Annotated in this window: 5 protein-coding genes; 4 read left to right on the plus strand and 1 reads right to left on the minus strand. The window is 72.4% G+C overall.

The window, feature by feature from the left end:
* Window positions 1–217: adenosylcobinamide-GDP ribazoletransferase (locus ABZ371_RS28315; RefSeq protein ID WP_358684751.1), on the plus strand; the 217-nt coding region annotated here is incomplete at its 5' end.
* Window positions 218–240: 23 nt separating this feature from the next.
* Here the strand turns inward: ABZ371_RS28315 and ABZ371_RS28320 are convergent.
* Window positions 241–1080 (minus strand): endo alpha-1,4 polygalactosaminidase, encoded by an 840-nt coding sequence (locus ABZ371_RS28320; protein WP_358684754.1) that lies wholly within the window; start codon window positions 1078–1080, stop codon window positions 241–243.
* A 199-nt stretch (window positions 1081–1279) separates the two neighbouring features.
* Between ABZ371_RS28320 and ABZ371_RS28325 the strand changes: the two genes are divergently transcribed.
* From ABZ371_RS28325 to ABZ371_RS28335, 3 genes are all read left to right on the plus strand, one after another.
* Window positions 1280–2836 carry a leucyl aminopeptidase gene (locus tag ABZ371_RS28325; protein WP_358684757.1) on the plus strand — a complete coding sequence of 519 codons (1557 nt, stop codon included), beginning with the start codon at window positions 1280–1282 and terminating at the stop codon, window positions 2834–2836.
* A 353-nt stretch (window positions 2837–3189) separates the two neighbouring features.
* Window positions 3190–4578 carry a dihydrolipoyl dehydrogenase gene (lpdA, locus tag ABZ371_RS28330; RefSeq protein WP_358684760.1) on the plus strand — a complete coding sequence of 463 codons (1389 nt, stop codon included), beginning with the start codon at window positions 3190–3192 and terminating at the stop codon, window positions 4576–4578.
* Between the two features lie 59 nt (window positions 4579–4637).
* A partial coding sequence (locus ABZ371_RS28335) for a biotin/lipoyl-containing protein (RefSeq protein ID WP_358684763.1) occupies window positions 4638–5367 on the plus strand: 730 nt, incomplete at its 3' end.

Below are 5367 nucleotides of genomic sequence, written 5' to 3' on the forward strand. Positions count from 1 at the left end.
CGCGACTGCGGTGGTCGCGGCCTGCGCGGGGGCCGGCGCGCTGCTGGGCGGGTACGGGGCACCGAGCCACGGCCTCGCCGCCCTGGCCGGTCTGGGCGCCGCGTGGCTGCTGCTGCGCCACTGCGTGCGGCGCTTCACCGGGGTGACCGGCGACGTGTTCGGCGCGCTGGAGGAGACGGCGGCCACCGCCGTCCTGGTGGTCCTGACCTTCGGTTAGCGCGTGCCCCCGGGCCCGCGCCCTCAGCAGCCCCGGCGCCAGGCGCCGAGTTCGTACTTCTTGAGCAGCGAGCTCAGCCGGAGCCGCCGGGACTCCGCGCAGAACTCCGCCACGGGCACTTCGTACTCGGCGTGGAAGACGGCCTTGCCCGCCTCGACGAACGGGCTGAGGGCCGCGCATTCGCCGTACTGCGCGCACTGCTCGTTCACCGCGAAGTCGAAGTCGCCCACCAGTTCCGGGATCTGGGGCAGGTCGTTCTTCAGGCCGACGGCCATGCCGTGGCGGTGGACGAGGCGGGCGATCAGGCGGTTGTAGCGGAGCTGGTCCCGCGCGGTCAGCGGGAAGCCCGTGGAGTTGAGGTAGCCGTCCATGTTGTCCGGTTCGACGGCGTCGAAGCCCTTCTTCGCGCACATGGCGATCCGGGCCTCCATGAGCGGCTCCAGGACGTCGGTGCGGCGGATGTCGAGCCACCACTCCCCGTCCCAGCCGTTGCTCCTGCCGCGCACGGAGGCGGGGAACCCGTCCGCGTCCGGGCGGAAGTCCTCCCAGGCGCCGGTCGAGAGGTAGCAGATCACCTTGCGGCCCTCGCGGTGCAGCGCGGACACGGTCGCGGCGCCCTGGTCGAACCCGTCGACGTCGTAGACCGGGGCGTCGACCGTCGTGTCCACCCGGCCGGAGAGCTGCCACTGCCAGTCCACGCCCGGCTGCGGCTGCCAGCGCGGCACGGTGCGCGGTGCGCGGGAGGCGGCGGGCGGGTCCACGGGCGCCGCCCCCGGGGCGCAGCCGGCCAGTACCGCCGACAGGATCAGCGCGGCGAGCGCCACCCGCCCCCACGTCCTCGTACCCGCCGTCGTGCCCCGCATGGTGGTGCTCCCCCGCTAGTCCCGCCCGGACCGACGACCCTATCGCCGCAGTGCCCGACGGCCCCGCCCCCGTGAGCCGGGCGCAAGGGCGCGCGTAGGCTCATTCCCGGCACATCGCGGGGGCGTCTACGATGCGCCGGGCACGGTCGGCCCACCCCTCGACCGGCACATAACTCAACGGAAGCGAGATTTCACCACCGTGACTGCTCTCACTCTCAGCACTGCCGGTGCGGCGACGCTGCGCGCCGACGCACTCGTCGTCGGCATCGCCAAGGGCACTGGGTCCAAGCCCGGGGGCCTGGTCGTCGCACCGGGCGCCGAGGCCGTGGACAAGGCGTTCGACGGAAAGCTCGCAGACGTCCTGGAGACCCTGGGTGCCTCCGGTGCCGAGGGCGAAGTGACCAAGCTCCCCGCCCCCTCCGGGCTCAAGGTCCCGGTCGTCCTCGCGGTCGGGCTCGGCCCGGTGGCGGAGAAGGACGCCGGCTACGACGCCGAGGCACTGCGCCGGGCCGCCGGGAGCGCCGCGCGCGCCCTGTCCGGATCGAAGAAGGCCGGTTTCGCACTGCCTGCGGAGTCCGTGGAGGACGCCGAGGCCGTGGCGGAGGGCGCCCTGCTGGGCGCGTACGCCTTCACCGCCTACCAGGGCGGCGAGAACAAGCTGGCCCCCAAGGACGCCAGGTTCGGCAACGGCCCGAAGCTGCCGCTCGCCGAGGTCGTCCTGCTGGGCGCCAAGCCGCGTGACAAGGCCTTCAAGGCGGCCGCGGAGCGCGCCCTCGCGCTCACCGAGGAGATCAACCGGGCCCGCGACCTGGTCAACACCCCGCCGAACGACCTGTACCCCGAGTCCTTCGCGGCGGTGGCCACCGCCGCCGGCAAGGAGCATGGCGTCAAGGTGCAGGTCCTCGACGAGAAGGCGCTCGTCAAGGGCGGTTACGGGGGCCTGCTGGGTGTCGGGCAGGGCTCGACCCACGGCCCGCGCCTGGTCCGCCTGGCCTACACGCACCCCAAGGCGGAGAAGACCCTGGCCCTGGTCGGCAAGGGCATCACCTACGACTCGGGCGGCATCTCGCTCAAGCCGGCCGGCCACAACGAGACGATGAAGTGCGACATGAGCGGCGCCGCCGCCGTGTTCGCCGCCGTCGTCGCGGCCGCCCGTCTGGGCCTCCGCGTCAACGTCACCGGCTGGCTGGCGCTCGCCGAGAACATGCCGTCCGGCAACGCCACCCGCCCGGGTGACGTGCTGCGCATGTACAGCGGCAAGACCGTCGAGGTCCTCAACACCGACGCGGAGGGCCGCCTGGTCCTCGCCGACGCGCTGACCCGCGCGTCGGAGGAGAAGCCCGACGCGATCGTCGACGTGGCGACCCTGACCGGTGCCATGGTGCTGGCGCTGGGCAACCGCACCTTCGGTGTCATGGCCAACGACGACGCCTTCCGCACGTCGATCCACGAGATCGCCGAGGAGGTCGGCGAGGCGTCCTGGCCGATGCCGCTCCCCGCCGACCTGCGCAAGGGGATGGACTCCCCGACCGCCGACATCGCCAACATGGGTGAGCGGATGGGCGGCGGCCTGGTCGCCGGCCTCTTCCTGCGGGAGTTCGTGGGCGAGGGCATCAGCTGGGCGCACCTGGACATCGCCGGGCCGGCCTTCCACGAGGGTGCCCCGTACGGCTACACGCCCAAGGGCGGCACCGGGTCCGCGATCCGCACCCTGGTGAAGCTGGCGGAGCGCACGGCCGCCGGCGACCTGGGCTGACCTCGGGGGACGGCCGGCGCGTGGGTGCGCGCGCCGTGCCCGCGGTGTTCGCGCGCAGCGGATACGGCCCCGGGCATACGTCCGGGGCCGGGCGCGTTCGGTGGAAGTGGCTCTGACCGGCCAGTTTCCCGAACCCGCGTTCGCATCGGTGGCCGTCCGGGCCGGATGCCCGTCCGGCCCGGACCAGGGGCCCGCGTCCCGTCCGCCCGCAACAAGTGCGAAGATGGGTTCTCGGCAGGACAGGGCCCCCACCACAGGGCCGAATAACGCAAGCGGCCGAACACCAGCCGACCGGCCGGTCACACCCCAGCGACGGGGCCCGGCGTACGGCGCACATGCATGGAGGACGTGACGTGGCGAACGACGCCAGCACCGTTTTCGACCTAGTGATCCTCGGCGGTGGTAGCGGCGGTTACGCCGCGGCCCTGCGCGGAGCGCAGCTGGGCCTGGACGTCGCACTGATCGAGAAGGGCAAGGTCGGCGGCACCTGCCTGCACAACGGCTGCATCCCCACGAAGGCGCTGCTGCACGCCGGCGAGATCGCCGACCAGGCCCGCGAGTCGGCCCAGTTCGGCGTGAAGGCCACCTTCGAGGGCATCGACATGGAGGCCGTCCACAAGTACAAGGACGACGTGATCTCGGGCCTGTACAAGGGCCTGCAGGGGCTCATCGCCTCGCGCAAGGTGCACTACATCGAGGGTGAGGGCCGGCTCTCGTCGCCCACCTCGGTGGACGTCAACGGCCAGCGTGTCCAGGGCCGCCACGTGCTGCTGGCGACCGGGTCCGTGCCGAAGTCGCTGCCCGGCCTGGAGATCGACGGCAACCGGATCATCTCCTCGGACCACGCGCTGAAGCTCGACCGCGTGCCGAAGTCCGCCATCGTCCTGGGCGGTGGCGTCATCGGCGTCGAGTTCGCCTCGGCGTGGAAGTCCTTCGGTACCGACATCACCATCGTCGAGGGCCTGAAGCACCTGGTCCCGGTCGAGGACGAGAACAGCTCGAAGCTCCTCGAGCGCGCGTTCCGCAAGCGCGGCATCAAGTTCAACCTCGGCACCTTCTTCGACAAGGCCGAGTACACGCAGGACGGCGTCCGGGTGACGCTCGCCGACGGCAAGGCATTCGAGGCGGAGCTGCTGCTGGTCGCGATCGGCCGCGGCCCGGTCTCCCAGGGCCTGGGCTACGAGGAGGCCGGGGTCGCGATGGACCGCGGCTACGTCCTCGTCGACGAGTACATGCAGACGAACGTCCCGACGATCTCGGCCGTGGGCGACCTGGTCCCCACCCTGCAGCTCGCGCACGTCGGCTTCGCCGAGGGCATCCTGGTGGCGGAGCGGCTGGCCGGCCTCAAGACCGTGCCGATCGACTACGACGGCGTGCCCAAGGTGACGTACTGCCACCCCGAGGTCGCCTCCGTCGGCATCACCGAGGCCAAGGCCAAGGAGATCTACGGTGCGGACAAGGTCGTGGCCCTCAAGTACAACCTCGCGGGCAACGGCAAGAGCAAGATCCTGAAGACCGCGGGCGAGATCAAGCTCGTCCAGGTCAAGGACGGTGCCGTGGTCGGCGTCCACATGGTCGGTGACCGTATGGGCGAGCAGGTCGGCGAAGCCCAGCTGATCTACAACTGGGAGGCGCTGCCGGCCGAGGTCGCGCAGCTCATCCACGCCCACCCGACGCAGAACGAGGCCATGGGCGAGGCCCACCTGGCCCTGGCCGGGAAGCCCCTGCACTCCCACGACTGATCCGGTCCCGGGCGCGACGACCGACCACTTCCGCACTTTCGTAAGGAGCAACCGAAACCATGTCGGTTTCCGTAACCCTTCCGGCGCTCGGCGAGAGCGTCACCGAGGGCACCGTCACCCGCTGGCTGAAGGCCGAGGGCGAGCACGTCGAGGCCGATGAGCCGCTGCTCGAGGTCTCGACCGACAAGGTCGACACCGAGATCCCCGCCCCGGCGTCCGGCGTCCTGTCGTCCATCAAGGTCGCCGAGGACGAGACCGTCGAGGTCGGCGCCGAGCTGGCCGTCATCGACGACGGCTCGGGCGCACCCGCTGCCGAGGCGGCACCCGCCGCAGAGGCCGCTCCGGCCGCAGAGCCCGCCGCGGTCCCCGCCCCGGCGGCCACCGAGGCACCGACGGCCCCGTCGACCGAGACCGAGGCTCCGGCCGAGGCCCCCGCCGCGGAGGCCGCCACCGGCGCGTCCTCCGCCTCCGGCACGGACGTCACCCTTCCGGCGCTCGGCGAGAGCGTCACCGAGGGCACCGTCACCCGCTGGCTGAAGGAGGTCGGCGAGGAGGTCGCGGAGGACGAGCCGCTGCTCGAGGTCTCCACGGACAAGGTCGACACCGAGATCCCCGCGCCGGTCGCCGGCGTGCTGCTGGAGATCGTCGTCGGCGAGGACGAGACCGCCGAGGTGGGTGCCAAGCTCGCCGTCATCGGCGCTCCGGGTTCCGCCCCGGCCGCGGCTCCCGCGGAGGCCGCCCCGGCCCCCGCAGCCGCTCCCGCGGAGGCCGCCCCGGCCCCCGCAGCCG

The organism is Streptomyces sp. NPDC005899, from assembly GCF_040629645.1.
Lineage (GTDB): Bacteria > Actinomycetota > Actinomycetes > Streptomycetales > Streptomycetaceae > Streptomyces.

Coding starts and splice junctions, on each gene's coding strand:
- ABZ371_RS28320 (WP_358684754.1), bottom strand. CDS start 1,080: ATGCGGGGCACGACGGCGGGTACGAGGACGTGGGGGCGGGTGGCGCTC.